This is a genomic window from Pseudomonas rhizosphaerae (genome assembly GCF_000761155.1).
GTDB lineage: Bacteria > Pseudomonadota > Gammaproteobacteria > Pseudomonadales > Pseudomonadaceae > Aquipseudomonas > Aquipseudomonas rhizosphaerae.
In genome coordinates this window covers 1,267,473-1,293,775 of the sequence record NZ_CP009533.1, presented here as the reverse complement: position 1 = coordinate 1,293,775, position 26,303 = coordinate 1,267,473, and the positions used below count along the sequence as shown (strand labels likewise).

Below are 26,303 nucleotides of genomic sequence, written 5' to 3'. Positions count from 1 at the left end.
TCCACCTGAAGGCTCGTCACGGCGAATTGAAGCGGCGATTGTGGCATTAAACCTCCCGCGCCGGGCACCCCGTGAAATCGATTCGCGGTCAGACCTTGAACAGCAGCAGGATCGCACAGAGCAGAAGGAACACGCAGAAGCTGCCACGCAGGGCTTTTTCCGACAGGCTATAGGCGATCTTCACGCCCCAGCTGATGCTCAGCAGGCCGCCGATGGCCATCGGTATGCCCATGGCCCAGTCGACGTGATCGTGCACGGCATAGGTCAAGAGGGTCACGCTGGTACTGGGCGCGGCCAGCGCCAGTGACAAGCCCTGGGCCATGATCTGCGTGGTGCCGAAGACGCTGGTCAGCACGGGCGTGGCCAGCACCGCGCCACCGACGCCGAAAAAGCCGCCGATCACTCCGGAAAAGCCACCCAGCACGCCCAGCCATGGCCAGGCATAGCGCATCTCGCCTGTACCGCTTACCGGCCGCAGGAACATCTGCGCAACGTTGTAGACCACCAGTGCCAACAAGAAGACCACGAAGCCCACTCGCATCGATGCCGGATCCAGCCCGGACGCGAGCATGGAGGCAAGCCAGGCGCAGACCAGGCCGCCGCCGGCCAGGGGCAAGGCGTGCCGCCAGGGAATGGGACGACGTTGGTGATAGCGCCACATGGCCAGCAGCACATTGGGCACCACCATGACCAACGATGTGCCCTGAGCCAGCTGCTGGTCGACGCCGAACAGCAGACCCAGTGCCGGGATCGCGATCAGGCCCCCGCCGATGCCGAACACGCCACCCAGCGTACCCATCGCCGCGCCCAATGCAATGTACAGCACTGTTTCCAACATACCGCTTCTCCCTTCACACTGCACCATTGCGCCCTGCATCCTACCAGTGTGACCACTGCCGATGGATGTAGAAGTGCTGCACAACCTGGAACGAACTATGCGAGGTGTTTGTAGCTCGAAATCTACAACGGCTTCATGACGCACCGAGCGAATGGCCAAGCCAGCGTACGGCGGATCGCGTAATGCTCTCGCACCATTGGAAAAAGGATCAGCATGAACACGGAATCCACTCACGACAGGGCAGTCAGCGCGGACGACAGCCTGCTGCTGGATAATCAGCTGTGCTTCTCGTTGTACTCCACATCGCTGTTGATGACCAAGGTGTACAAGCCCTTGTTGCACGCCCTGGGGCTGACCTACCCGCAATACCTGACCATGATGGTGTTGTGGGAAAAGAACGGCATGACCGTGGGCGAAATCAGCACCCGACTGCTGACCGATCCGGGCTCGCTGACCCCTCTGCTCAAGCGCCTGGAAGTCGAAGGTCTGCTCAGCCGTACCCGCAGCAAGGAAGACGAGCGCGTGGTGATCGTCGAGCTGACGCCGCAGGGCCGCGCCCTGCGCGACAAGGCCGGGTCGGTGCCGCTTAACATCGTCAAGGCAACCGGCCATAGCGTCGAAGAGCTGCGTGCCCTGCAGGTCAGCTTGTTGAGCCTGCGCAAGAACCTGCAGCAAGGGCTCTGAAGCCCCATCCAATGACGTGGCGCGCAGGTGCTATCATCGCGCATTACCTGCCCCAAGGACCGAATGCGCCCCATGGATTATCGCAAGCCTTCAGATCGCAAAAGCATGCACTCGCGGATCGTCCAGGAACTGGGGATGCAAATCGTCTCCGGCCGCTTCAAACCCGACGACCGTTTGCCCGCCGAAGCCCTGCTGTGTGAAGAGTACGCGGTCAGCCGTCCGGTGCTGCGTGAGGCGACGCGGGTGTTGGTGGCCAAGGGCCTGGTGTACTCCAAGCCACGTGTAGGCTCGGTGGTCAAGCCGCGCCGCGAATGGCACATGCTCGACCCCGACGTGCTCCATTGGGTGATGCAGAGCACACCACAGAACGAGTTCTTCGCCCTGCTGACCAGCGTGCGGACCATCATCGAGCCAGCGGCGGCGGCGCTGGCGGCCCAGCATGCCACCGAAGCCGAGGTCGCTTCGATCGGCGAGGCCTACCAGCGCATGGAAGCGGCCGAGTCGATCGATGACGTGCTGCAGCCAGACCTGGATTTCCACAGCCGCATCGCCGATGCCACCCATAACGACCTGCTCGCGCACTTGTGCAACATGCTGTCGCTGGCCTTGCGCGAGGCCCTGCGTCATTCCAACCAGCGGCCCAACCTGCACGAGTTGGCTCTGCCGCGGCACAAGGCAATCCTGACCGCCATCGAGAACCGCGACGCGCTCGGCGCCCGGCACGCTACGCTGGTTCAACTGGACGACGCACGCAATGCGCTCAGCGTGGTGCTCGGCCAGGCCGCCCCGGCGATCAGCGACCCTGCAACCAGCGGATGAAACGCGTGGGGAACTCCGGCACGGCGCTGAAGATGTAGGCGTTGACCACGATGTTCGCCAGCGACACCACCAGGAACAGTTGGGGAATGCTCAGTTTCGCCACACTGAGCAACAGGATCGAGATGATTGCCGAGACCACCATGAACAGCGCGTTGAGAATGTTGTTGGCCGCGATCACTCGGGCGCGCTGATCCTGAGCGGTGCGTGACTGGATCAAGGCGTACAGCGGAACGATGTAGAACCCGCCGAAGACGCCCAGCCCGAGGATATCGAGCAATACCCACCAGCTCTGGGCATGGCCCAGCGCCGCCAGCCAGCCTTGAGGCTGCGCCGTTGGCACCAGGCCGTTCGAATGCCACCACAGCAGCAGCCCGAACAGCGTCAGCCCAAGTGCGCCCAGTGGTACCAGGCCCATTTCGACTTTGTGCCGAGACAATCGCTCGCACAGCATCGAACCCAAGGCGATGCCTACCGAGAACACGGTGAGGATCAGGGTGACCACGGTTTCGTCGCCGTCCAGCCACTGCTGGGCGTAGGCGGGAATCTGGGTCAGGTAGACGGCGCCGACGAACCAGAACCAGGAGTTGCCGACCAGCGAGCGCGAGACCGCCTTGGTCTGCCCCAGGCCAAGACGCAGGGTGACCCAGGTCTGCCGGGCAATGTTCCAGTCCAGCACCAGCGCCGGGTTGGCAGCGCTGACCGGCGGAATGGCGCGGCTGGCCAGATAGCCCAACAGCGCCACCAGCAGCACGGCGGTGGCCACGACGCCGGCGTAGTTGGCCGACGACATCATCACGCCCGCACCGATGGTGCCGGCCAGGATCGCCAGAAACGTGCCCATTTCCACCAGGCCGTTGCCACCCACCAGTTCTTCGGGGCGCAGGGCCTGGGGCATGATCGAGTACTTGACCGGACCGAACAGCGCCGAATGGGTGCCCATGGCGAACAGCGCGGCTAGCATCAACCCCAGTTGGTCGAACGCAAGGCCTACCGCGCCCACCGCCATGATGACGATCTCGGCCAGCTTGATCGCACGGATCAGCCGATCCTTGGGGAATTTCTCGCCCAGTTGACCCGCCAGCGCCGAGAACAGGAAGAACGGCAGAATGAACAGCAGTGCGCAGAGGTTGACCCAGACACTGCGGTCGCCTTCGATGGCGAGCTTGTAGAGGATGGTCAGGATCAACGATTGCTTGAAGATGTTGTCGTTGAACGCACCCAGGGCCTGGGTCACGAAAAAAGGCAGGAAACGGCGCTTGCCAAGCAAGGCGAACTGCGACGGCTGACTCATCGATGCGGTACCTGCATGATGCCGGGTGGGCTGGGCGGGTCTGTGATGTGGCGTGGCTTGACGTGACAACGATGCCCAGGATCGAGCTGTCGTCGTTGGCGCACAGCATAACCCTATACCACCCACTGCCCAACTTGATGACAGCGGCTGCGACCATGGTCGGCACTGACGGCGCAACGCTGGCCGTGCGAGACTGGCGGGCGCCCTTCTCGCAGGCGCCTGCCCGTCCCGTTCCGGAGTCATCGATGTCGTTGTCCAGCGGATTGATCGCCACTGTCGCCCTGGCCTACATGGCCGTGATGTTCGCCATCGCTTTCTATGGCGACCGCCGCAGCACGCCCCTGCCACCCCGGCTGCGGGCCTGGGTCTACAGCCTGTCGCTGGCGGTGTACTGCACCAGCTGGACGTTCTTCGGCGCGGTGGGCCAAGCGGCCGAGCAGCTCTGGGCGTTCCTGCCAATCTACCTGGGGCCGGTACTGCTGATGCTGCTGGCGCCCTGGGTGCAGCAGAAGATGGTGATGATCAGCAAGCAGGAGAACATCACCTCCATCGCCGACTTCATCGCGGCGCGCTACGGCAAATCGCAGAGCCTGGCGGTGGTGGTCGCGCTGATCTGTCTGATCGGAGTGCTGCCCTACATCGCCCTACAGCTCAAGGGCATCGTGCTGGGCGTGAACCTGCTGATCGGTGCCGGTGCCGACGCCACCGGCACCCGTGTGCAGGACACTGCCATGGTGGTGACCCTGGTGCTGGCGCTGTTCACCATCCTCTTCGGCACGCGCACGCTGGACGTCACAGAGCACCACCGCGGCATGGTCCTGGCCATCGCCTTCGAAGCGCTGGTCAAGCTGTTCGCATTCCTGGCCGTGGGCATCTTCGTCACCTACGGTCTGTACGACGGTTTCGATGACCTGCTCGATCAAGCCATGCTAGCGCCACGCCTGGAAGCGTACTGGAAGGAAACCATCAACTGGCCTTCGATGGTGGTGCAGACCGGCGTGGCCATGATGGCCATCCTGTGCCTGCCCCGGCAGTTCCACGTCACCGTGGTGGAGAACACCGACCCGCAGGACCTGCGCCTGGCACGCTGGGTGTTTCCCGCCTATCTGATCCTGGCCGGGCTGTTCGTGGTGCCGATTGCGCTGGCCGGGCAGATGCTGCTGCCCAGCTCGGTGATTCCGGATTCGTTCGTCATCAGCCTGCCCCTGGCCGAAGCCCACCCGGCCCTGGCTTTGCTGGCGTTCATCGGGGGCGCATCGGCGGCCACCGGCATGGTCATCGTCGCCAGCGTGGCGCTGTCGACCATGGTCTCCAACGACATGCTGCTGCCATGGCTGTTGCGTCGGCAGAGTGCGGAGCGGCCTTTCGAAGTGTTTCGCCAGTGGATGCTCAGCGTACGCCGGCTGAGCATCGTGGTGATCCTCTTGCTGGCTTACGTCAGCTATCGCCTGCTCGGCTCCACCGCCAGCCTGGCCACCATCGGCCAGATTGCCTTCGCCGCCGTGACCCAACTGACGCCGGCGATGCTCGGTGCGCTGTACTGGAAGCAGGCCAATCGGCGCGGGGTTTTCGCCGGGCTGGCGGTGGGTATCTTCCTCTGGTTCTACACCCTGGTGCTGCCGGTCGCGGCGCACAGCCTGAACCTGCCGCTGAACCTCTTTCCCGGCCTGGCCTGGATCCACGGCAACCCCTTCGGTTTGCCGATCACCCCGTTGACCCAAGGTGTGGTGTTGTCGCTGGCCGGTAACTTCATCCTCTTCGCCTGGGTTTCGGTGCTGTCGCGCACCCGTGTCAGCGAGCACTGGCAGGCCGGGCGTTTCATCGGTCAGGAGATCAACGCCGGACCCCATGGACGCTCGCTGCTCGCGGTGCAGATCAACGACCTGCTCAACCTGGCCGCGCGCTTCGTGGGTGAAGAACGCGCCCGGCAGAGCTTTCTTCGCTACGCCTACCGCCAGGGCAAGGGCTTCAACCCCAACCAGAACGCCGACGGCCAGTGGATCGCCCATACCGAACGGCTGCTGGCGGGCGTACTGGGCAGTTCATCGACCCGCGCGGTGGTGAAGGCGGCCATCGAAGGTCGTGACATGCAACTCGAAGACGTGGTGCGCATCGCCGACGAAGCCAGCGAGGTGCTGCAATTCAACCGCGCGCTGTTGCAGGGCGCGATCGAAAACATCACCCAGGGCATCAGCGTGATCGATCAGTCGCTGCGCCTGGTGGCGTGGAACCACCGCTATCTGGAGCTGTTCAATTACCCGGACGGCTTGATCAGCGTGGGTCGGCCGATTGCCGACATCATCCGCTACAACGCCGAGCGCGGCCTGTGCGGACCCGGTGAAGCGCAGGTGCATGTTGCCCGGCGCCTGCACTGGATGCGCCAGGGTCGCGCGCACACCTCTGAGCGGCTGTTTCCCAATGGTCGGGTGATCGAACTGATCGGCAACCCGATGCCGGGCGGCGGCTTCGTCATGAGCTTCACCGACATCACCGCCTACCGCGAGGCTGCGCAGGCACTCAAGGACGCCAACGAGGGACTGGAACAGCGGGTCGCCGAGCGCACCCATGAACTGTCGCAATTGAACCAGGCGCTAACCGAAGCCAAGGGTCATGCCGAATCGGCGAACCAGTCCAAGACCCGTTTCCTGGCCGCGGTCAGTCATGACCTGATGCAGCCGCTCAATGCCGCACGGCTGTTCTCCGCCGCGCTGTCGCACCAGCCCGGTTTATCGACCGAGGCCAGCCAACTGGTGCAGCATATGGACCATTCACTGCGCTCGGCGGAAGACCTGATCAGCGATCTGCTGGATATCTCCCGCCTGGAGAACGGCAAGATCAGCCCGGATCGCAAGGGCTTCGCCCTCAGCGAACTGTTCGATGGGCTGGGGCCGGAATTCAAGGCCCAGGCCCGCGAACAGGACTTGGATTTCCGCGTGCGCGGCAGCCGCTTGCGGGTGGACAGCGATATCAAGCTGTTGCGCCGCGTGCTGCAGAATTTCCTCACCAACGCGTTCCGCTACGGCCGCGGGCCGATCCTGCTGGGGGTGCGGCGCAAGCCCGGCGCCTTGAGCCTCGAGGTGTGGGACCGCGGCCCGGGCATCGCCCGTGACAAGCTGGAAACGATCTTCGAGGAATTCAAGCGCCTGGACAGCCACCAGACCCGGGCCGAAAAGGGTCTGGGCCTGGGCCTGGCGATTGCCGACGGGCTGTGCCGGGTGCTCGGCCATCCGCTGCAGGTGCGCTCCTGGCCGGGTCATGGCAGCGTGTTCAGCGTGACGGTCCCGCTGGCCGGCGTCGACACCCAGAACGCCCTGCCCGCTCCGGCGCCCGTGAGCCAGCCGCTGGGCGGGGCGCGAGTGCTGTGCGTCGACAACGAAGACAGCATCCTGCTGGGCATGCACAGCCTGCTCAGCCGCTGGGGGTGCGAGGTGTGGACCGCGCGCAACCGCCAGGAGTGTGCGGCGCTGCTGGCCCAAGGCAAGCGTCCGCAACTGGCCTTGGTCGACTACCATCTGGACGAAGGCGAGACCGGGACGCACCTGATGGCCTGGCTGCGCACTGCGCTGGCCGAGCCGGTGCCGGGCGTGGTGATCAGCGCCGACGTGCGCCCCGAAACCGTCGCTCAGGTGCATGCCGCAGGCTTGGACTATCTGGCCAAGCCGGTCAAACCGGCGGCCTTGCGGGCGCTACTCAACCGGTACCTGGGCCGGCACTGATACGCCGTCGGCGTCGGCCTCGGCGCCGGCGTCCTGATGGGCTTCGGTCATGGCGCGTTCGAGCAGGTCAGGCGGCAAGCTCTTGCTGGCACGGGCGCCAAGCAGCTTGAGCTGTTCGCTGCGGCTGACCAGGTTGCCGCGCCCTTCGGTAAGCTTGTTGCGCGCCGCGCCGTAGGCCTTGTCCAGTTGCTGAAGGCGGTTGCCGACTTCGTCAAGGTCCTGGATGAACAGCACGAATTTGTCGTACAGCCACCCGGCGCGCTCGGCGATTTCACGGGCATTCTGGCTTTGCCGCTCCTGCTTCCAGAGGCTGTCGATGACGCGCAGGGTGGCCAGCAGTGTGGTCGGGCTGACGATGACGATCTGCCGGTCGAAGGCTTCCTGAAACAGGTTGGGCTCGGCCTGCAGGGCGGCGGAGAACGCCGCTTCGATGGGCACGAAGAGCAGGACGAAATCCAGGCTGTGCAGGCCGTCCAGGCGGCTGTAGTCCTTGCCGGACAGGCCCTTGACGTGATTGCGCAGCGACAGCACGTGTTGCTTGAGTGCAGCCTGGGCAATGGCGCCGTCTTCGGCGGCGATGTACTGCTGGTAGGCGGTGAGGCTGACCTTGGAGTCGACCACTACCTGTTTGTCGCCCGGCAGCATGATCAGCACGTCGGGCTGGAAACGTTCGCCGTCCGGCCCCTTGAGGCTGACCTGGGTCTGGTACTCGCGGCCCTTCTCCAGCCCGGCATGCTCCAGCACCCGCTCCAGGATCAGCTCGCCCCAGTTGCCCTGGGTCTTCTGGCCCTTGAGGGCCTGGGTCAGGTTGGTGGCTTCGGTGCTCAGGCGCTGGTTCAGCTGTTGCAGGCGCTCCAGCTCCTTGCCCAGGGAGAAGCGTTCGCGGGCTTCGTTCTGGTAGCTCTCTTCCACGCGCTTTTCGAACGACTGGATGCGCTCCTTGAGCGGATCGAGCAGTTGACCCAAACGTTGCTGGCTGTTTTCAGCGAAGCGTTGCTCGCGTTCGTCGAAGATCTTGCCGGCCAGCTCGGCGAACTGGGCGCGCAGTTCGTCCCTTGACCCTTGCAGGTCGTTCAAGCGCTGCTGGTGGCTGTCCTGCTGTTCGCGCAATTCCGCGGAGAGCCCGGCACATTGCGCATCCAGGCGGCGCAGCTCGGTTTCACGGGTGCTGCGCTCGATGCTCCAGGCGTGGGCGGCATCGCGGGCGTTGTCGCGCTCGTTCTGCAGTAGCTCGACCTCGCGGCGCAGGCCGGCCAAGTCGGCTTGCTTGGCCGAGTTGGCCTGGCCCAGGTCGCTGACCTCGTCGCGGCAGGCATCAAGTTGCGCGCTCAGTCCATCCTGGGCCAACTGCGCGTTGCTCAGGCGCTCGTCGAGCAAGGCGACCTGGGCCATAGCGGCGGTGCTTTTGCGCTGTAGCTGCCAGGCCAGTGCCAGGCACGGCAAGGCGGCCGCCAGCAGGCCGATCAAGAGGCTGGTCACGTCCAGGGCCATGGTGTGCTCTCATGCAGATTCGATGAGCGGCAGTCTGAGGCCATTGGCCGTTCGGGGCAAACCGGCTGTCAGCTGCGGCGCAGATGGCTCAGTGCGGTCTGGGCACCCGGATCGCCGGCGCGGGCAGCCTGGCGCAGCAGTTCCTGGCCGATGCGCTGGTCGCGGGCGTTGCCGCAGTCGCGGCACATCAACTGGCCCAGACGGCTTTGCGCGACCACCACGCCTTCGCGCGCAGGTTGCTTGAGCATGCGCCCGGCCAGGTGTTTGACATTGGCCTTGTGGCCCAGGCGGGGGCTGTCGAGCAGCCAGAGGGCGACCTTGAGGGTGAAACGCTTGGGTGCAGCGGGAGCTGAACTTTTCATGAAAAACTTTGGGCAGATCGGAAAAGCGCGCCACTCTACTCTTTTTTATCGGCGAATGCGCGGGGGCGGTGACCGGTGGAAACCGAGCTCCTGTGGGAGCGGTCCGTGGCCGCGAAGGGCTCACCGCAGCCGGTCAGGTACTACGCGGTGCTCTTTTCGCGGCCGATGACCGCTCCCACGAGTGTCAGGTGGCGAGCGTCACACTGCCGATGCCGGGGAATTCGACTTTTATCTGGGCGTTTATGTGTGCCCAATGGATGCCGGTCCAGCTTCCAGTCGCAATCAGATCGCCTGCTCGCAGTGGATTGCCCAAGGCAGCGGCATGCCGTGCCAGCCAAGGCAGGGAGTTCAGCGGTTCGACGAACGGATGGCTGCCGCTGCTCACAACCACCTGTTCGCCGTCGACGCTCAGGGTCGCGCTCTGCACGGTCCAGTCGGGCAGCGCCGACAGCGACACCGGCTCACCGACGATCAAGGCGCGGTTCAGCTGTTGATCTGCCAGGCGCAGCAGCGCATCGGCCTGCGCGCCCTGCACCCAGCGTGTGTCGCACAACTCGATGCCCGGCATCCAGGCATCGATGGCGGCGTAGGCCGTCGCCAGATCGGTGTGCTCGTCCAGATCCCGGGACAACCGCACGAACAGTTCGCCTTCGATACCCAAGCCGTGGCAATGGCCCGGGGGCACCTGCCAGCCCGAGGGATGCACGGCATCAGCCGGCACGCCCGCGGCGCTGATCAAGCCGCCTGGCGCGCCGCCCAGTTTCCACGCGCGCGCGGGGGCCTGGTCGAACCACCCCAGTGCAGCGGCCACCTGCCGCTGCACTTCATAAGCCTGGCCCTCGTTATCCAGCAGCAGGCCTTCGGTGGGCTGGCGCTGGTGCGTCTGCCAGGCACGAATCAGGCTGGCTGCTACCTGCTGCACCGCGCTCACAGCGGCAACTCGGTCTTGCGCCGGCGGACCTGCGCCGGGGCCGGACGCTCGCACGGCAGAAACTGGCCACGGCCCGCTTCGCCGCGAGGCTCGCCGTCCCACACTACATCGCCGCGCGACAGCGTGATGGCCGGCCAGGCGCTCAGCTGCATGCCGGCGTAGGGGGTGTAGTCGACGTTGTGGTGCAGCATCTCGTTGCTGATCGACACCGGCTGCCCTTCATCCCAGATCACCAGGTCGGCATCCGCGCCGATGGCGATGCTGCCCTTGCGCGGGTACAGCCCGTACATCTTCGCCGCATTGGTCGAGGTCAGCGCGACGAAGCTCTGCGGGGTGATGCGGCCAGTGCGCACACCTTCGGACCATAACAGCGCCATGCGCGTTTCGACGCCGGGAATACCGTTGGCGACCTTGTCGAACGAGACGTGCTCGCCATGGGCCTTCTTGCCGTCGGGACCGTCGTAGCGAAACGGCGCATGGTCGGACGAGAAGATCTCGAACGAGCCGTTTTCCAGCCCATCCCAGATCACCTGCTGGTTCGCGGCATCACGCGGCGGTGGGCTGCAGATGCATTTGGCGCCTTCGAAGCTGTCGTCGCAGCCCAGAGAATCGGCGGTCAGGAACAGGTATTGCGGGCAGGTTTCGGCGTAGACCTTCAAGCCGTGGCTCTGCGCCCAGCGAATCTGCTCCACGGCCTCGCGACCTGACACGTGCACGATCAGAATGGGCACATCCACCAGTTCGGCCAGGGCAATGGCGCGATGAGTGGCCTCGCGCTCCACCAGCATCGGCCGGGAGCTGGCATGGTAGCGCGGCGCGCTGAGCCCGGCCGCCAGCAAGCGCTCGGTGAGCCAGGCGATGCAGTCGCTGTTCTCGGCATGCAACATGACCATGGCGCCTTCGCGGCGCGCCACGGAGAGGGTTTCGAGAATCTCCCGATCGCTCAGTTTCAGCGCGTCGTAGGTCATGTAGATCTTGAACGAAGTGTAGCCTTCGGCAATCAGCGCGGGCAGTTCTTCACGCAAGACCTCGGGGGTGGGGTCGGTGACGATCAGGTGGAAGGCGTAGTCGATCACCGGTTTGTCGCCGGCACGACGATGGTAGTCGTCCACCGCCGCGCGCAGGGTTTCGCCCTTTTGCTGGCAGGCGAACGGAATCACCGTGGTGGTTCCGCCACAGGCTGCGGACACCGTGCCGCTGAAGAAGTCATCGGCCATGACCGAGCCGTCACCGGTGGGCTGGTCCAGGTGCACATGGCTGTCGATGCCGCCTGGGGTCACATGCCGACCTGCGGCATCGATTTCCTTGAGGCCTGGGGGCAAGTCCAACGCCAGGGCGACGATGCGCCCGTCGCGAATGCCGATGTCACTGGTGAAGGTGTCTGCGGCAGTGACCACGCGAGCGTTGCGAATAACCGTATCGAAAGGTTGCATATCAAGCCTCTTCAAGCAGTAGCCGAGACGGCGCACGCCGTGTCCGATTCACCACGGCGTGAATTCACACCCCAGCGGCATCGCGTTCCAGCCAGGCCTGGGCGATCTGTTCGCGGGTGGCGAACCAGACGCCTTCATGGCCCTGGGCGTATTCGATGAACTTCTGCAGGGCGCGCACCCGGCCTGGGCGTCCGACCATGCGCGGGTGCAGGCCGACGGACATCATGCGCAGGCCATTCGCGGACTCCTCGTGCAGCACCTCGAAGCTTTCCTTCATGTACTCGAGAAAATCCGAAGCCTGGGAAAGGCCCGGTGAATTCCAGTAACGGAAGTCGTTGACGTCACTGGTGTACGGCACCACCAGGTGGCGCTTGCCTTCCACGTCGACGAAGTACGGCACGTCATCGTTGTAGGCGTCCGAGTCGTAGAGGAAACCGCCCTCCTCGGCCACCAGGCGACGGGTCCGCACGCTGGCGCCATAGCGGCAGTACCAGCCCACCGGACGCTTGCCACAGGTGCGCTGGAACGATTCGATGGCCAGGCGGATGTGCTCTCGCTCCTGGTCTTCGGTGAGGCGGAACACTTCTTCCCAACGGTAGCCGTGGCTGCACACTTCATGACCCAGCTCGACCGCCGCGCGGGCGACGTCGGGATTCTGCTCGAACGCCACCGCGCAGGCATGGAAGGTGGACGGCACGTCGGCCTTCCGCAAAATCTCCAGAATTCGCCAGATGCCGACCCGCGAACCGTATTCGTACATCGACTCCATGGCTAGGTTGCGTACGCCATCGGGAAACTGATAGCTGCCCCACTCGGTCATGCTCTCCTGGTCAGGGTCGCCCATGGCCAGGGAACGCTCGGAGCCTTCCTCATAGTTGATGACCAGGCTGATCGCCAGCCGGGCGCCATTGGGCCAGGTACCTTGGGGGCGTTGCTGGCCATAACCGACCAAGTCTCTGAGGGGTGATGTCACGGTACGGCTCTCCAGCAGGTTGGGCAAAATACCGGGCCTGGGGCCTCAGCAGTCGATGTCTTTCAGGGCTTCATGGTCGCGGCCATCACCGAAGGCCAGGCCCATGGCCAGTGTCTGGGCGACGCAGAACGCCGCGGTCAGCGAGCGGAACCCGAGCAGTTCGGCGTCGTCGACTTCGATCATCACCGAAGCGCACTGGCCGATAGGGCTGAGCAGGCTGTCGGTGATGGCGACGATCGGCGTGCCGGCAGCCACTGCCTGGTTGCAGGCGTCGATGGTTTCCTGGGCATAGGGCGGAAAGCTGACGGCCACCAGCACGTCGTCGCCATGCAGCGCCCCCACCTGCTCGCGCAGGCTGCCGCCCAGGCCGCTGATGTGCACGGCGCGGCGGCCGACCCGGCTCAAGGCATAGCTGAGGTAGGCGGCCATGGGAAACGAGCGGCGCATGCCCACCACGAAGGTGGTCCGCGCCTGCTGCAGCAGGGCGATGGCCTGTTCCAGCGCCTGCGCCTGCTGCCCTTCGGCGAGGTGTTCGAGGGAGACGATATTGGCCCGGCTGAAGGCGCCCAGCATGGCGCCCACGTCGGTCGGATCGTCCAGCAACTGCTCGCCGCGATAGTGGCGGATACGCTCCTTGAAGCTGCCCTGCCCGGCCTTTTCCAACGGCGCCTTGCACACGCGCTGCAGGTCGCTGAAGCCGCCATAGCCCAGGGCCTGGGCCAGGCGAATGAACGCCGAAGCGGGAATCTGCGAACGCGTCGCCAGGGCGGCGACCGTGTTGAGCGCCACGTCATGGGGGTGCTCGATCACGTACTGCGCGGCATCGCGCATGCGCGCGGTGAGTTTGTCCTGGCCGACGGCGATGGCGCTGCGCAGCTCTTCAAGGGTGTGCGGTAATGGCATGGTTCTGTGGCTCGATGGTTCTATGGCTCAATGGTTCGGTAGCTCGATGACGGTCAGCGCGGACGCAGTTCTGCGATGGCATGGGCCAGGCATTCCACCAGCCGGGTCATTTCGTCGACGGTGTTGTAGTGCGCAATGGAAACACGCACCACCCCGCCCTGAGGCGCCAGGCCCAGTGCTTCGATCAAGTGACGGGCGTAGAAGTCACCAAAACGGATGCCGATTCGCGCTGCATCGACCCGACGCACGATCGCTTCGGACTGCACGCCCTCGACCACGAAACTGATGGTCGGCACCCGGCCACCTGCGGTCACGCGCGGCTTGCCGATGATGCGTACGCCGTCGGCCTCGCGCAGATAGCCCAGCAGAATCTCGGCGAGCCCGTTCTCCTGCACTTCGAACGCATCGAAGGCTGCCTGCATGATCTGCCGCTCGCTGCCTTCGGCGCCCAGGCGCTGGCCGATGTCGAGCAGGTAGTCGCTGATGCCCATGCAGCCGTAAGACAACTCGTAGTTGACGTTGCCCGGCTGCAGTTTGTAGGGCAGCACGTCCTGGCCGATGAAGAAGTGGTTGAGGCTGGGCAGTTCCAGCAGCAGTTCGCGCTTGCCCCACAGCACCGCGAAATGCGGGCCGAAGACCTTGTAGAAACTGAACACGTAGTAGTCGGCGCCGCTGGCCTGCACGTCGACCAGGCGGTGCGGGGCGTACGCCACCGCGTCCACCACCAGCTTCGCACCGCAGGCGTGCACACGCTCGGCGACCTGGGCGACAGGGTTGACGCTGCCCAGAATGTTCGACGCGTGGGTCATCGCCACGTAACGGGTGCGCGGTCCCAGCAGTGCCTCCAGGTCTTGCAGCTCCAGCTCTAGCGTGGACGAATCCACCGACCATACGCGCAGCGTAGCCCCGCGTTCTTCGCACAGACGCTGCCATGGGCCGATATTGGCTTCATGATCGCTGTGGGTGACGATGATCTCGTTGCCCGCGCCGATCGACGGCGCAATGGCCCGTGCCAGCAACTGCAGCAGCAGCGTGGTCGAACCAGCCATCACACACTCTTCCGAATGCCGGGCGTTGATCAGCTGGGCCACCGAAGCGCGTGCTTCCAGCACTTTCTCACCGGCCTTGACCGATGGCGCGTACGAGGCGCCCAGTTGCACCGCGTGGTTGAGCAGGTACTCGGTGATGCGCTCGGCCACCGGCTTGAGCACCGCCGAGCCGCCGGCATTGTCCAGGTAGCCGTAGCCGTCGGCGAGTGCAGGGAATTGGCTACGAACGTAGTCGATATCGAGGGCAGTCAAAGTGAGTCTCCCGGTTGCTTGTTGGGTGCCGAGCATTTCAGTGGTGCAGGATGGCCTGCAGGAATGCCTGGGTTCGAGGTTCCTGCGGCGCAGTGAAGAATGCCTGCGGAGCGTTCTGTTCGATGATGCGGCCGGTTTCCATGAAGATCACCCGGTCGGCGACCTTGCGCGCGAAGCCCATCTCGTGGGTCACCACGATCATGGTCACGCCGGAGCGCGCCAGGTTCTGCATCACGTCGAGCACTTCGCCGACCATCTCCGGGTCCAGCGCCGAGGTCGGTTCGTCGAACAGGATCACCCGCGGCTCCATGGCCATGGTCCGAGCAATCGCGACCCGCTGTTGCTGGCCGCCGGACAACTGGCTGGGATACTTGTCGGCGTGAGCGGCCATGCCGACCTTTTCCAACAGCAGCCGCGCGCGCTCCTGTGCATCGCGTCGATTCATGCCGCGCACCCGCACCGGTGCCAGGACCACGTTGGCCAGCACGGTGAGATGCGGATAGAGGTTGAAGTTCTGAAAGACCATGCCCACTTCGCAGCGGATCCCGGCGAGTTTGGCGCCGGTTTCCACGCGTTGTCCGGACACCCGGATATCGCCGCCCTGATAGGGTTCGAGCAGGTTGATGCAGCGGATCAGGGTGGATTTGCCCGACCCCGATGGCCCGAGAATCACCACCACCTCGCCCTGGGCGACGGTCAGGTTAATATCGCTGAGGGCCTGGAAAGGCCCGTAGAATTTGTCAAGCCGTTCGATTTCGATGACGTTGCTCATGTGCGCTTGCCTCCGTTGCCGTTGCGCCGCTCGACCCAGCTGACCAGTTGCACCAGCGGCAGCAGCAACAACAGGTACATGATCGCCGCCCCCACCAGCGGTGTGGGATTGGCCGAGAGCGCCTGGGCCTGGGTGGCCTGCTTGAGCAGGTCGGGCATGGCCACCACCGAGGCCAGCGCGGTGTCCTTCATGACGTTGATGCAATTGCTGGTCATGGGCGGCAGGACGATGCGCATGGCCTGGGGCAGGATCACATCACGCATGGTGTTGAAGAAACTCATGCCCTGGGAGGCCGCCGCTTCGAACTGCCCCTTGGGGATGGCCTCGATGCCAGAGCGGAATATCTCCGCCGAATAGGCGCACGACACCAAAGACAGCGCGGCCGCCGCGGCAGCGAAGGAAGACAGGCGAATGCCGACGAAGGGCAGTGCGTAGTAGATCAGCACCAGCAATACCAGCAGCGGGATCGAGCGCAGAACATCGATGTAGACCCGTGCCAGCCAGCGCACGGGGGTGTAGCCATACAGCCTGAGCATGGCCAGCAGCAACCCGCCGACCAGGCCCAGCACGATACTCACCACGCCCAGCACGATGGTCACGCCAAGGCCGCGCAGCATCAACGGCAGCGCATCGACGAACACGTCCCAGTTGAAGAATGTGTGTAGCAACTCCATGAACGGATCCCTTGGTCGTGAGCCGGTAGCGGGCGGGGCGAAAGGCTGAACTTACTTGGGTACGTCGACGACCTTCACGGTGCTGGAATCGTCCGCGGCGGCTGCACCGAACCACTTCTTGTGCAGGTCGGCGATCACGCCGTCTTTTTTCATCTCGCTGATGATCGTGTTCACGCGTTCGCCTTCGGCCCAGCCCTTGGCGTGCATCAGCGAGTACTTCTCGCCAGTGGGAATGCGCGCGACCACGGCATACTGCGGCTTGTCCTTGATGTAATAGAGCACGGCGGGAATGTCGCTGATGTAGCCATCCATGCGCCCGGACGCCAGATCGAGCATGGCCGGCGACAGCCCTTCGTAGCGCGAGATGTCCTTGAACTTGTACTCGCCCTGGTGCTTGGCGGCCCACATGTCGCCGGTCGAACCGGTGTCCACGCCCACCACCTTGCCGTTCATGTCGTCCAGACCCTTGATGCCGGACTTGGTCAGCACCGACAGCGACTGGTCACTGTCGTAGTACGGCTGGGCGAACCCTACCGATTCAAGTCGCTTGGGGGTGATGGTGATGGAGGAGATGGCGATGTCGGCGCGCTTGGACTGCACGGCGCTGAACAGGCCATTGAAGGGGATGTTGACGAACTCCACAGTCTTGCCGGCGCGCTTGGCGACTTCTTTCACCACATCGACTTCGAAGCCGACGATGTCGCCTTTGGCGTCCTGGAACTCCCAAGGGACGTTGCCGACGTTGGCACCGACGGTCCAATCGGCCGCCAGTGCCGAGGCCGAAAACGCAGTGGCCATGGCCATGCTCAAAAGTACTTTCACGCTCATGTCTAGCTCCCCGATTCACGTCAGTGCCAATGGCGGCCTGGGTGCTTGCGCAGGCCTGTCGAGAACGAGACTAGAGCTCAGAATCAAATACTTCAAGAATTAATTTAAATGAATTAAATGCTTCATTGGAGGGCGATCCATGTCCGCATTGGTGCGTCTAGCAGAGGTAGGAAATGTGTGGGGCGGCGGGTGTCGTTCAGGTATTGCAGGCCTCAGATGCACTCAAGCGGAGCATGGATCGCGACTGCACCGCAGCTCAACCTGACACACCGCGCTGCCCTTTTCGCGGCCGATGACCGCTCCTACCGTAATACCCCCATCCTCTGTAGGAGCGGTCAGTGGCCGCGAAAAGCGCAGCGCGGTATCAGCGATCGTCGTCAGTCTTGGCAGGATCTTGGAGCAGATCATCGAAGTCGATCTTGAGCCCCTGCTCCATCGAATCGAGCTCCACCAGCAGCGAACGGAAGCTGGTTTCGTCCTTGACGGGCGCTTCGCCTTCGCCCTCTTCGCTGGCATCGGCCAACGCCTGCAGATGAGCGGGCACCGGCGCGTCTTCGTCGTGGTCGTCGAGGATCGACTCGGGTTCCATCTCGCGCAGAACCGCCAGCGGCGGCAATTCGTCGAGACTCTTGAGGTTGAAGTGATCGAGAAACGCCTTGGTGGTGGCGAACATCGCCGGCCGACCCGGTACGTCGCGATAACCCACCACACGGATCCACTCACGCTCCACCAGGGTCTTGACGATATTGCTGTTCACCGCGACGCCACGCACGTCTTCGATCTCGCCGCGGGTAATGGGTTGGCGATAGGCAATCAACGCCATGGTTTCCAGCAGGGCACGGGAATAGCGCTGCGGCCGCTCCTCCCACAGACGGCCCACCCACGGCGCGTATTTCTCGCGAATCTGCAGGCGGTAACCGGACGCTACTTCAACCAATTCGAAAGCGCGCTTGTCGCAGGACTTGCCGAGCACTTCCAGAGCCTTCTTGAACACCGCCGGTTCGGGCCGTTCGGCCTCCTCGAACAGTTCATGCAGACGTTCGAGGGATTGAGGTTTTCCGGAGGCCAGCAGAAAGGCCTCGAGCAACGGCGCCAGATCGCGCGGGTCAGTCAAATTCATTGTTCGGCTCGGGCACGCACATGGATGGCTGCAAAGGCGTCATTCTGCACCAGTTCGATCAGTTGCTCCTTCACCAGTTCGAGGATGGCCATGAAGGTCACCACCACACCCAGCTTGCCCTCCTCGGCGCCGAACAGTTCGACGAAGGGCACGAAGCCGCCACCGCGCAGGCGTTCGAGCACCTGGCTCATGCGTTCGCGGGTCGACAGCGCCTCGCGGCTGACCTGGTGGCTTTCGAACATGTCGCTGCGCCGCAGCACGTCGGCCATCGACATCAACAGCTCTTCCAGGCTGACCTCGGGCAACAGCTTGCGCACCTTGGCCTGGGGGGCATCGAGCTTGGGCACATGGAGATCGCGGCCCACCCGCTTGAGGGTGTCGATGCCTTCGGCGGCGGCCTTGAAGCGCTCGTATTCCTGCAGGCGACGAATCAGCTCGGCACGCGGATCATGTTCTTCGTCCTCGACCACGGCGCTGCGCGGCAGCAACATGCGCGACTTGATCTCGGCGAGCATGGCCGCCATCACCAGGTACTCGGCGGCCAACTCCAGGCACACGGTTTTCATCAGCTCGACATAACCCATGTACTGGCGAGTGATCTCGGCCACGGGAATGTCGAGAATGTCGATGTTCTGCTTGCGGATCAGGTAAAGCAGCAGGTCGAGCGGGCCTTCGAACGCTTCCAGAAACACTTCCAGTGCGTCCGGCGGGATGTACAGGTCCTGCGGCATCTGCGTGAACGCCTGACCGTAGACCAGGGCCAGTTGCAACTGCTCGGGTGATTCCAGAGCGATGCTCGACGGCGGGTTTTCAACCGCGCTCAGATCACTCACGCCATGGCCGCGAAGGGTGCAGGGTCACCACAACCCACGCGTACCACCTGCGGATCGCCATCGGCCAGGTTGATCACGGTTGAAGCTTCGGTACCGCCGAAGCCGCCGTCGATGATCAGGTCGACGTGTTTTTCCAGCAACTGGCGCATCTCGTACGGATCACTGAGCGGCTCCTTTTCGCCGGGCATGATCAAGCTCACGCTCATCAACGGCTCGCCCAGCTCTTCCAGCAACGCCAGGGCGATCGGGTGGCTGGGCACGCGCAGGCCGATGGTGCGGCGCTTGGGGTGCAACAGCAGCCGCGGCACTTCTCGAGTGGCGCTGAGGATGAAGGTGTAGGGCCCGGGCGTGTGCGCCTTGAGCAGGCGGAACGCCGCCGTATCGACCTTGGCGAACAGACCCAGCTGCGACAGGTCGCAGCAGATGATCGCGAAGTTGTGCTTGTCGTCCAGCTGTCGCAGGCGCCGCACCCGCTCCACCGCGCTCTTGTCGCCGATCTGGCAACCGATGGCGTAGGAAGAATCGGTGGGATAGATCACGATGCCACCGCCACGAATGATCTCGACCGCTTGCTTGATCAACCGCGGCTGCGGATTCTGCGGATGGATCTGAAAGAATTGACTCACGTTTGCATCCTGTTCAGGCGGAGATTGACGGGTCGTGCTTGAACCGCGCGGACAACGGCGGCAGGTCTACGGGCAGAGGTCGATAGACACCGATTTCGCCCCACGTCCCCGGCCCGTGGAAGTCGCTGCCGGCACTGACCATCAGGCCGAACTCGCGAGCCAGAATGGACAGCGTGCCGACCTGTTCGGCCGCCTGCATGCCGTTGACCACTTCGATCGCATGGCCACCCGCTTGAATATAGTCGCCGATCAGCTTGCGCCGCTTGCTGCGGGTGAAGTCGTAGTGCAACGGGTGCGCCAGGCTGATCCAGGCCTTGGCCTCGCGCAACGTGCGCACGGTGTCTTTGAGGGTGGGCCAGTGCTGCTTGACGTCACCCAGCTTGCCCGCCCCCAGCCATTTGCGAAACGCCTCCTGGCGATCTTTCACATGCCCCTGCTGCACCAGAAAATCGGCGAAGTGCGGACGGGCCGGCGCATTACCGCTGTCGCCCAGGCCCTGCTGGATGGCGCGCGCGCCCTCCAATGCACCGGGCATGCCCTTGAGCGCCAGGCGTCGGTCGATTTCCTCGGCACGTAGCCAGCGACCGTGGTGCAGGCTGTCGAGCGCAGCGACCAGGGGCGGCGCCTCCAGGTCGAAATTGTAACCGAGCACGTGGATGGTCGCGCCGCCCCAAGTGCACGACATCTCGACACCACTGACCCACTGCATGTTCAGTGCTGTCGCCGCCGCGCGGGCCTCTGGCAGGCCTTCCAGGGTGTCATGGTCCGTCAACGCCAGGGTCTGCACGCCGTGATCGAAGGCTCGCTGCACCAGGACGGCAGGCGCAAGGGCGCCGTCGGAAGCGGTGCTGTGGCAGTGCAGGTCAACATTCATAGTGGCGCTTTCGCAGTCATTGATGTTTGTTATTATGCCGTCACATCCTGCTTCTGGCTGCCATTGTGAAACAATTGATCGATTTCATCCCGCTGCTCCTGTTCCTCATCGTCTACAAGACCGATCCCCGGATGGTCGACCTGGCCGGCCACAGTTTCGAACTGGGCGGCATCTTCAGCGCCACCAAGGTGCTCATCGCCAGCTCCGTGATCGTCTACGGCCTGTTGTTCCTCAAGCAGCGCAAGCTGGAAAAGGGCCAGTGGCTGACCCTGATCGCCTGCCTGGTGTTCGGCAGCCTGACCCTGGCCTTCCACAGCGAAACCTTCCTCAAGTGGAAGGCGCCGGTGGTCAACTGGCTGTTTGCCCTGGCGTTCGCCGGCAGTCACTTCATCGGCAAGCAGCTGCTGATCAAGCGCATGATGGGCCACGCGCTGACCCTGCCCGACCCGATCTGGGCGAAACTCAACGTCGCCTGGGTGGTCTTCTTTCTGTTCTGCGGCGCGGCCAACCTGTTCGTGGCATTCACCTACGAGCAGTTCTGGGTCGACTTCAAAGTGTTCGGCAGCCTGGCCATGACCTTGCTGTTCCTGGTGGCCCAGGGCATCTACCTGTCCCGCCACCTGCATGATTCCGATCGTACAACACCAAAAACCGAGGATTGACATGCTCTACGCCATCATCGCCACCGACACGCCCGATTCTTTGGAAAAACGCCTGGCCGCACGGCCCGAGCATTTGGACCGCCTGAAACAGCTGGAAGCGGCCGGACGCCTGGTCCTGGCCGGGCCACACCCTGCCATCGACAGCAACGACCCCGGCGCCAGCGGTTTCAGCGGCAGCCTCATCGTCGCGCGTTTCGAATCGCTGGCCGAAGCCCAGACCTGGGCCCAGGCCGACCCATTCGTTGCGGCCGGCGTGTACGAGCATGTGCTGGTCAAACCGTTCAAGCAGACCCTGCCTGCACCCGAGTGAAGGTTTAGATGAGCGATCTGCTACTGATCGACGATGACGTCGAGCTGTGCGAGCTGCTGAACAGCTGGTTGAGCCAGGAAGGTTTTCAGGTCCGGGCCTGCCACGACGGCAGCAGCGCACGCAAGGCCCTGGCCGAGCAGGCCCCGGCGGCCGTCGTGCTCGACGTCATGCTGCCCGACGGCAGCGGCCTGGAGCTGCTCAAGCAGTTGCGCAGCGAACATGCCGAGTTGCCCGTGCTGATGCTCTCGGCCCGGGGCGAGCCGCTGGACCGTATCCTGGGCCTGGAACTGGGCGCCGACGATTACCTGGCCAAACCCTGTGATCCGCGCGAGCTGACGGCCCGCCTGCGGGCAGTGTTGCGTCGCAGCCATCCGACCGCAGTGGCGGGCCAGATGGAGCTGGGCGACCTGTGCTTCAGCCCGGCCCGCGGCGTGGTCAGCATCGACCAGCACGACATCAACCTGACCGTTTCCGAAAGCCGCCTGCTCGAAGCGCTCATGCGCCAACCGGGCGAGCCGCTGGAAAAACAGGAACTGGCGCAAATTGCCCTGGGTCGCAAACTGACCCTCTACGATCGCAGCCTGGACATGCATGTCAGCAACCTGCGCAAGAAGATCGGCCCCCATGCCGACGGCCGGCCGCGCATCATGGCCCTGCGCAGTCGCGGGTACTTCTATGCGCAATAGCGGTACAAGTGCGCACAGCCGCTACGTGCACTGAACGCGCAACGATTTGTCAGCACCCCCCTGCGTCATCCCTTTACACAAGCTTTACGCGGCCCTGACCGTGCCTGACCTTGATCTCCCTAAACTGGGCACATCCGGTAACGACCGGGAACCAGACAGGAGATTCACCATGCGCAAGACCACCCTCGCAATGCTGTTCGCCGCCACCCTGCCTACCCTGGCCATGGCCATGCCACAAGGCGGCCCTGAGGGTTTCGGCCCTGGCCCAGGCAAAGGCGGCCCAGGCCCTCGTGGCGGCGAGCCGTTTGCCCAGCTCGACCTGACCCACGAGCAGCGTACCCAGGTTGGCAAACTGATGGGTGAAGAACGCCACCAGCAGCGCGAAATCACCAAGAAGTACCTGGACAAGCTGCCAGCAGCCGATCGCAAGGCAATGGAAGATGAAATCAAGGCCAACCACGACAAGGCCCAGACCGACGTCCGTGCCGTGCTCAAGCCCGAGCAGCAGAAGCAGTTCGACGAGATGAAGAAGACCCAGGAAGAGCGCCGCGCCGAATGGGCCGAATTCCAGGCCTGGAAAGCCCAGCAAGGCAAGAAAACCCAGTAATATCGGCGCAAGCCCCCCAGCCCGGTACGCTCACGCGTACCGGGCTTCGTTCATTGAGGAATCAGCCTTGCGTTCATTGTTCTGGCGCATCCTGGCCAGCTTCTGGCTGGCCATCGCCCTGGTAGCCGGCCTGTCGGTGCTGCTGGGCCACATGTTGAACCAGGACACCTGGATCCTCAGTCGGCACCCGGCGGTCAAGCATTTCGCCCAGGATTGGGTGGAGCGCTATGAAAGCAAGGGTGCCGAGGCCGCCCAGGATCTGCTCGAACAGCGCAAGCGTCGCTATCGCATCGACACCCAGGTGCTCAACGAAGCCGGCGAGGCGGTCGTGCCGGGGACGTTTCCACGCCGTGCCGAAGCCTTCGAGGCGCGCCACAACGAAGCCGATCGCGACCTGCCATGGCGCCGGCTGACGGCGGACTACACCAGCCCCACCACAGGCGACACCTACCTGCTGATCTACCGCATTCCCCACCCCGAACTCGACTCCTGGCACCGCGACTCCCTGCTCATGCCCATCAGTGCATTGGTGATCGCGCTGGTCGTGCTGACGCTGTTCAGCCTGATGGTGACGCTGTCCATTACCCGCCCCCTGAGCCGTCTGCGCGGCGCCGTGCATCAATTGGGGCAGACCACCTATCAGCAGAACAGCCTGGCGCAACTGGCCAGTCGTCGCGACGAATTCGGTGTGCTGGCCCGCGATTTCAACCGCATGGGCGCGCGCCTGCAGAGCCTGATCGGCAGCCAGCGGCAGCTGTTGCGCGACGTGTCCCACGAACTGCGCTCGCCCCTGGCCCGGCTGCGCATCGCCCTGGCTTTGGCCGAACGTGCCGAGCCTGCCCAGCGTGACCTGCTGTGGCCGTGCCTGACCCGTGAGTGCGACCGTCTGGAAGCCCTGATCAGCGAGATTCTGGTGCTGGCGCGGGTCGACGCGGAACAGGCCACGGCCGAAGACGTCGATTTGCCAGCGCTGCTGCAAGCCGTGCGCAAGGACGCTCTGGTTGCCGTGCCGGAGCAATCCATCGAACTGGACATCGCCCCGCACCTTGCGCTGCAAGGCTGGCCCACCATGATCGAACGGGCCGTGGACAACCTGTTGCGCAACGCCCTGCGTTTCAACCCCGCGGCGTCACCCGTGGTGCTGTCGGCGCAGCCGGTGGATGGGCGGGTGCGGATCAGCGTCCGCGATCACGGCCCAGGCGTGGCCGACGAACACCTGGCGCGCCTGAGCGAGCCGTTTTTCCGCGCGCCGGGGCAGAGCGCCGCCGGCCACGGACTGGGCCTGGCCATTGCCCGCCGTGCTGCCGAGCGCCACGGCGGCAGCCTGCAGCTGGAAAACCATGCCCAGGGTGGCTTGATCGCGACCCTGGACCTGCCACCGGTACCTGTCGTGGTGGCCTAGCCGAGCATGATCAGGCGCCCCACGCCTGAACGAAGTCGGCAGTGGCCAGCGCTGGCGCCTCGCGCAATTCGCGCGCAGGCGTGCCCAGGTACAGGAAACCGATGACCTGCTCGCCCTCGGTCAGGCCCAGCTTGTCGGCGACATAGGGCGCATAGGACAACTCGCCGGTGCGCCAGACGCCGCCCAGGCCCTGGGCATTGGCCGCAAGCAGAATACCATGGGCGGCGCAGCCGGCCGCCAGCAGCTGTTCGCTCTGCGGCACCTTGCGATGCGCTTGCAAACGGGCGATCACCACCACGACCAGGGGCGCGCGCAACGGCATGTTGCGCGCTTTCTCCAGCGCCGCTTCACCCGCCTCAGGGTTGAGCGCGGTGGCCTCGGCCAGGACTTCGCCAAGCTGCTGCAAACCTTCGCCTTCAACGGTCAGAAAACGCCACGGCCGCAGCTGGCCGTGGTCGGGCGCGCGCAGGGCGGCCTGGAACAGCACTTCACGCTGTGCAGCCGTCGGCGCGGGCTCCATGAGCCGGGGAGCGGAAACACGATTGAGCAAAACCTCGAGCGCCTCCATGGGCAACCTCCTGTCGAACGATAAGCCGCTATTCTAGACCCAAGCAGCCTTCGCCTGCCGGGTTTACATGCTGTGGCCCGCAGGTAGAATGGCGGCCCTTTCCTTCCTGGCCAGAGCTGACCCCATGGCGTTGCCGACCCTGCGCATCATCGGTTTCATTATCGGCATCTTCCTGATCACCCTGGCCATGAGCATGGTCGTGCCCATGGGCACACTGGTGGTGTTCGAACGTAGCCAGGATATCCAGTCGTTCCTCTGGGCCAGCCTGATCACCTTCGTCGCAGGCCTGGTGCTAGTGCTGCCGGGGCGCCCCGACAACGTCAACCTGCGCCCGCGGGACATGTACCTGCTCACCGTCAGCAGCTGGGTGGTGGTGTGCGTGTTCGCCGCCCTGCCCTTCCTGCTGACCCAGCACATCAGCTACACCGACGCCTTCTTCGAAAGCATGTCGGGCATCACCGCCACCGGCTCGACGGTACTCAGCCATCTGGACGAGATGTCACCTGGCATCCTCATGTGGCGTTCGATGCTGCACTGGCTGGGCGGCATCGGCTTCATCGGCATGGCCGTGGCGATCCTGCCGCTGCTGCGCATCGGTGGGATGCGCCTGTTCCAGACCGAATCCAGCGACCGCTCGGAAAAGGTCATGCCGCGCTCGCACATGGTCGCCAAGTTCATCGTGCTGGTCTATGTCGGCTTCACTGCGCTGGGCACCCTGGGCTTCTGGTGGGCCGGGATGAGCCCGTTCGATGCGGTCAACCATGCCATGTCGGCGATTTCCACCGGCGGCTTCTCGACCTCCGACCTGTCCCTGGGCAAATGGCAGCAACCGGCGGTGCACTGGGTGGCGATCGTGGTGATGATTCTGGGCAGCCTGCCGTTCGCACTCTACGTCTCGACCCTGCGCGGCAACCGCCAGGCGCTGCTGCGCGACCAGCAGGTGCAGGGCATGCTGATGCTGTTGGTGGTGACTTGGCTGGTGCTCGGTACCTGGTACTGGGCCACCACCGAGCTGCCATGGTGGACGGCGTTCCGCCACGTGGCCCTGAACGTCACCTCGGTAGTCACCACCACGGGCTTCGCCCTGGGCGACTACAGCCTGTGGGGCAACTTTTCGCTGATGCTGTTTTTCTATCTGGGCTTCATCGGTGGCTGTTCGGGCTCGACTGCGGGTGGGATCAAGATCTTCCGCTTTCAGGTGGCCTATATCCTGCTCAAATCCAACCTCAACCAGCTGATCCACCCGCGCGCGGTGATCAAGCAGAAGTACAACGGCCATCGCCTGGACGAGGAGATCGTCCGCTCGATCCTGACCTTCTCGTTCTTCTTCGGCTTCACTGTCGGCATCATCGCCCTGGCATTGTCGCTGCTGGGACTGGACTGGATGACGGCCCTGACCGGCGCGGCCAGTACGGTTTCCGGCGTCGGCCCTGGCTTGGGCGAGGTGATCGGCCCGGCGGGCAATTTCGCCACGCTGCCGGACGCTGCGAAGTGGATACTGGCCCTGGGCATGCTGCTGGGTCGTCTGGAAATCATCACCGTGCTGATCCTCTGCATGCCGGCATTCTGGCGGCACTGATAGAGGCGAAACCAAGGGTT

The 26,303-nt window shown here is 64.2% G+C and carries 25 protein-coding genes and 1 pseudogene; 9 read left to right on the top strand and 17 right to left on the bottom strand.

The window, feature by feature from the left end:
* Nucleotides 1–88: 88 nt before the first annotated feature.
* The gene (locus tag LT40_RS05890) at nt 89–838 is read right to left on the bottom strand and encodes a sulfite exporter TauE/SafE family protein (protein WP_043187586.1); all 750 of its coding nucleotides are present in this window, start codon (nt 836–838) and stop codon (nt 89–91) included.
* Between the two features lie 213 nt (nt 839–1,051).
* Here LT40_RS05890 and LT40_RS05885 point away from each other — a divergent pair, with 213 nt between their 5' ends.
* Together LT40_RS05885 and LT40_RS05880 are read left to right on the top strand one after the other, a co-directional pair.
* Nucleotides 1,052–1,522: a MarR family winged helix-turn-helix transcriptional regulator gene (locus LT40_RS05885; protein ID WP_043187582.1), complete on the top strand. Its 471-nt coding sequence runs from the start codon at nt 1,052–1,054 to the stop codon at nt 1,520–1,522.
* A 72-nt stretch (nt 1,523–1,594) separates the two neighbouring features.
* A complete protein-coding gene (locus tag LT40_RS05880) occupies nt 1,595–2,341 on the top strand; it encodes a FadR/GntR family transcriptional regulator (protein WP_043187580.1) in 747 nt (248 codons plus the stop codon).
* Here LT40_RS05880 and LT40_RS05875 read toward each other — a convergent pair.
* Nucleotides 2,328–3,632 (bottom strand): annotated as a pseudogene (locus LT40_RS05875) (MFS transporter); the annotation flags it as partial. The gene LT40_RS05880 and the pseudogene LT40_RS05875 sit on opposite strands and share 14 nt — an antisense overlap.
* Before the next feature lie 245 nt (nt 3,633–3,877).
* Here LT40_RS05875 and LT40_RS05870 point away from each other — a divergent pair.
* Nucleotides 3,878–7,348: a hybrid sensor histidine kinase/response regulator gene (locus tag LT40_RS05870; RefSeq protein WP_043187575.1), complete on the top strand. Its 3,471-nt coding sequence runs from the start codon at nt 3,878–3,880 to the stop codon at nt 7,346–7,348.
* On the opposite strand, the gene LT40_RS05865 is transcribed toward LT40_RS05870, so the two are convergent.
* The 14 genes from LT40_RS05865 to LT40_RS05800 form a co-directional block, all read right to left on the bottom strand.
* Nucleotides 7,319–8,725 (bottom strand): DNA recombination protein RmuC, encoded by a 1,407-nt coding sequence (locus LT40_RS05865; RefSeq protein ID WP_193385578.1) that lies wholly within the window; start codon nt 8,723–8,725, stop codon nt 7,319–7,321. The two genes, LT40_RS05870 and LT40_RS05865, sit on opposite strands and share 30 nt — an antisense overlap.
* A 182-nt stretch (nt 8,726–8,907) precedes the next feature.
* Nucleotides 8,908–9,201, bottom strand: a complete 294-nt coding sequence (locus LT40_RS05860; protein ID WP_043187570.1) for an SEL1-like repeat protein — start codon at nt 9,199–9,201, stop codon at nt 8,908–8,910.
* A gap of 184 nt (nt 9,202–9,385) precedes the next feature.
* Nucleotides 9,386–10,132, bottom strand: a complete 747-nt coding sequence (locus LT40_RS05855; protein ID WP_043187568.1) for a 2-keto-4-pentenoate hydratase — start codon at nt 10,130–10,132, stop codon at nt 9,386–9,388.
* Nucleotides 10,129–11,565 carry a dihydropyrimidinase gene (gene hydA, locus LT40_RS05850; RefSeq protein WP_043187567.1) on the bottom strand — a complete coding sequence of 479 codons (1,437 nt, stop codon included), beginning with the start codon at nt 11,563–11,565 and terminating at the stop codon, nt 10,129–10,131. The genes LT40_RS05855 and hydA overlap by 4 nt, the downstream gene beginning before the upstream one ends.
* Before the next feature lie 64 nt (nt 11,566–11,629).
* Entirely contained in the window at nt 11,630–12,538 is a 909-nt protein-coding gene (locus LT40_RS05845; RefSeq protein WP_084139871.1) for an allantoinase PuuE, read from the bottom strand.
* A gap of 45 nt (nt 12,539–12,583) precedes the next feature.
* Entirely contained in the window at nt 12,584–13,441 is an 858-nt protein-coding gene (locus LT40_RS05840) for a MurR/RpiR family transcriptional regulator (protein ID WP_043187564.1), read from the bottom strand.
* 53 nt (nt 13,442–13,494) lie between these two features.
* A complete protein-coding gene (locus LT40_RS05835) occupies nt 13,495–14,742 on the bottom strand; it encodes a cysteine desulfurase-like protein (protein ID WP_043187562.1) in 1,248 nt (415 codons plus the stop codon).
* Nucleotides 14,743–14,779: 37 nt separating this feature from the next.
* Nucleotides 14,780–15,514 (bottom strand): amino acid ABC transporter ATP-binding protein, encoded by a 735-nt coding sequence (locus LT40_RS05830; protein WP_043187559.1) that lies wholly within the window; start codon nt 15,512–15,514, stop codon nt 14,780–14,782.
* The gene (locus LT40_RS05825) at nt 15,511–16,188 is read right to left on the bottom strand and encodes an amino acid ABC transporter permease (RefSeq protein WP_043187558.1); all 678 of its coding nucleotides are present in this window, start codon (nt 16,186–16,188) and stop codon (nt 15,511–15,513) included. The genes LT40_RS05830 and LT40_RS05825 overlap by 4 nt, the downstream gene beginning before the upstream one ends.
* A 51-nt stretch (nt 16,189–16,239) precedes the next feature.
* Complete coding sequence (locus tag LT40_RS05820; protein WP_043187555.1) at nt 16,240–17,016, bottom strand: transporter substrate-binding domain-containing protein; 777 nt, start codon at nt 17,014–17,016, stop codon at nt 16,240–16,242.
* A 364-nt stretch (nt 17,017–17,380) separates the two neighbouring features.
* The gene (scpB, locus tag LT40_RS05815) at nt 17,381–18,136 is read right to left on the bottom strand and encodes an SMC-Scp complex subunit ScpB (RefSeq protein ID WP_043187553.1); all 756 of its coding nucleotides are present in this window, start codon (nt 18,134–18,136) and stop codon (nt 17,381–17,383) included.
* On the bottom strand, nt 18,133–18,834 hold the full coding sequence (locus tag LT40_RS05810) for a segregation and condensation protein A (protein WP_162473365.1): 702 nt from the start codon (nt 18,832–18,834) through the stop codon (nt 18,133–18,135). The genes scpB and LT40_RS05810 overlap by 4 nt, the downstream gene beginning before the upstream one ends.
* 131 nt (nt 18,835–18,965) lie before the next feature.
* Nucleotides 18,966–19,595, bottom strand: a complete 630-nt coding sequence (locus tag LT40_RS05805; protein WP_043187549.1) for an L-threonylcarbamoyladenylate synthase — start codon at nt 19,593–19,595, stop codon at nt 18,966–18,968.
* A 13-nt stretch (nt 19,596–19,608) separates the two neighbouring features.
* Complete coding sequence (locus LT40_RS05800) at nt 19,609–20,469, bottom strand: PHP domain-containing protein (RefSeq protein ID WP_043187547.1); 861 nt, start codon at nt 20,467–20,469, stop codon at nt 19,609–19,611.
* Between the two features lie 65 nt (nt 20,470–20,534).
* Here LT40_RS05800 and LT40_RS05795 point away from each other — a divergent pair, with 65 nt between their 5' ends.
* The 5 genes from LT40_RS05795 to LT40_RS05775 all read left to right on the top strand — a co-directional run bounded on the left by LT40_RS05795 (nt 20,535) and on the right by LT40_RS05775 (nt 24,136).
* Nucleotides 20,535–21,131 carry a septation protein A gene (locus LT40_RS05795; protein ID WP_043187545.1) on the top strand — a complete coding sequence of 199 codons (597 nt, stop codon included), beginning with the start codon at nt 20,535–20,537 and terminating at the stop codon, nt 21,129–21,131.
* Nucleotide 21,132: 1 nt separating this feature from the next.
* The gene (locus LT40_RS05790; RefSeq protein WP_043187543.1) at nt 21,133–21,441 is read left to right on the top strand and encodes a YciI family protein; all 309 of its coding nucleotides are present in this window, start codon (nt 21,133–21,135) and stop codon (nt 21,439–21,441) included.
* A gap of 8 nt (nt 21,442–21,449) precedes the next feature.
* Nucleotides 21,450–22,127 (top strand): response regulator transcription factor, encoded by a 678-nt coding sequence (locus tag LT40_RS05785; RefSeq protein ID WP_043187542.1) that lies wholly within the window; start codon nt 21,450–21,452, stop codon nt 22,125–22,127.
* 169 nt (nt 22,128–22,296) lie between these two features.
* A complete protein-coding gene (locus tag LT40_RS05780; RefSeq protein ID WP_043187540.1) occupies nt 22,297–22,734 on the top strand; it encodes a Spy/CpxP family protein refolding chaperone in 438 nt (145 codons plus the stop codon).
* 67 nt (nt 22,735–22,801) lie between these two features.
* Complete coding sequence (locus tag LT40_RS05775; protein ID WP_043187538.1) at nt 22,802–24,136, top strand: sensor histidine kinase; 1,335 nt, start codon at nt 22,802–22,804, stop codon at nt 24,134–24,136.
* 10 nt (nt 24,137–24,146) lie between these two features.
* Here the strand turns inward: LT40_RS05775 and LT40_RS05770 are convergent, their stop codons facing one another.
* The gene (locus LT40_RS05770; RefSeq protein WP_043187536.1) at nt 24,147–24,704 is read right to left on the bottom strand and encodes an NAD(P)H nitroreductase; all 558 of its coding nucleotides are present in this window, start codon (nt 24,702–24,704) and stop codon (nt 24,147–24,149) included.
* Nucleotides 24,705–24,828: 124 nt separating this feature from the next.
* Here LT40_RS05770 and LT40_RS05765 point away from each other — a divergent pair, with 124 nt between their 5' ends.
* Nucleotides 24,829–26,283 carry a TrkH family potassium uptake protein gene (locus LT40_RS05765; protein ID WP_043187534.1) on the top strand — a complete coding sequence of 485 codons (1,455 nt, stop codon included), beginning with the start codon at nt 24,829–24,831 and terminating at the stop codon, nt 26,281–26,283.
* Nucleotides 26,284–26,303 lie beyond the last annotated feature (20 nt).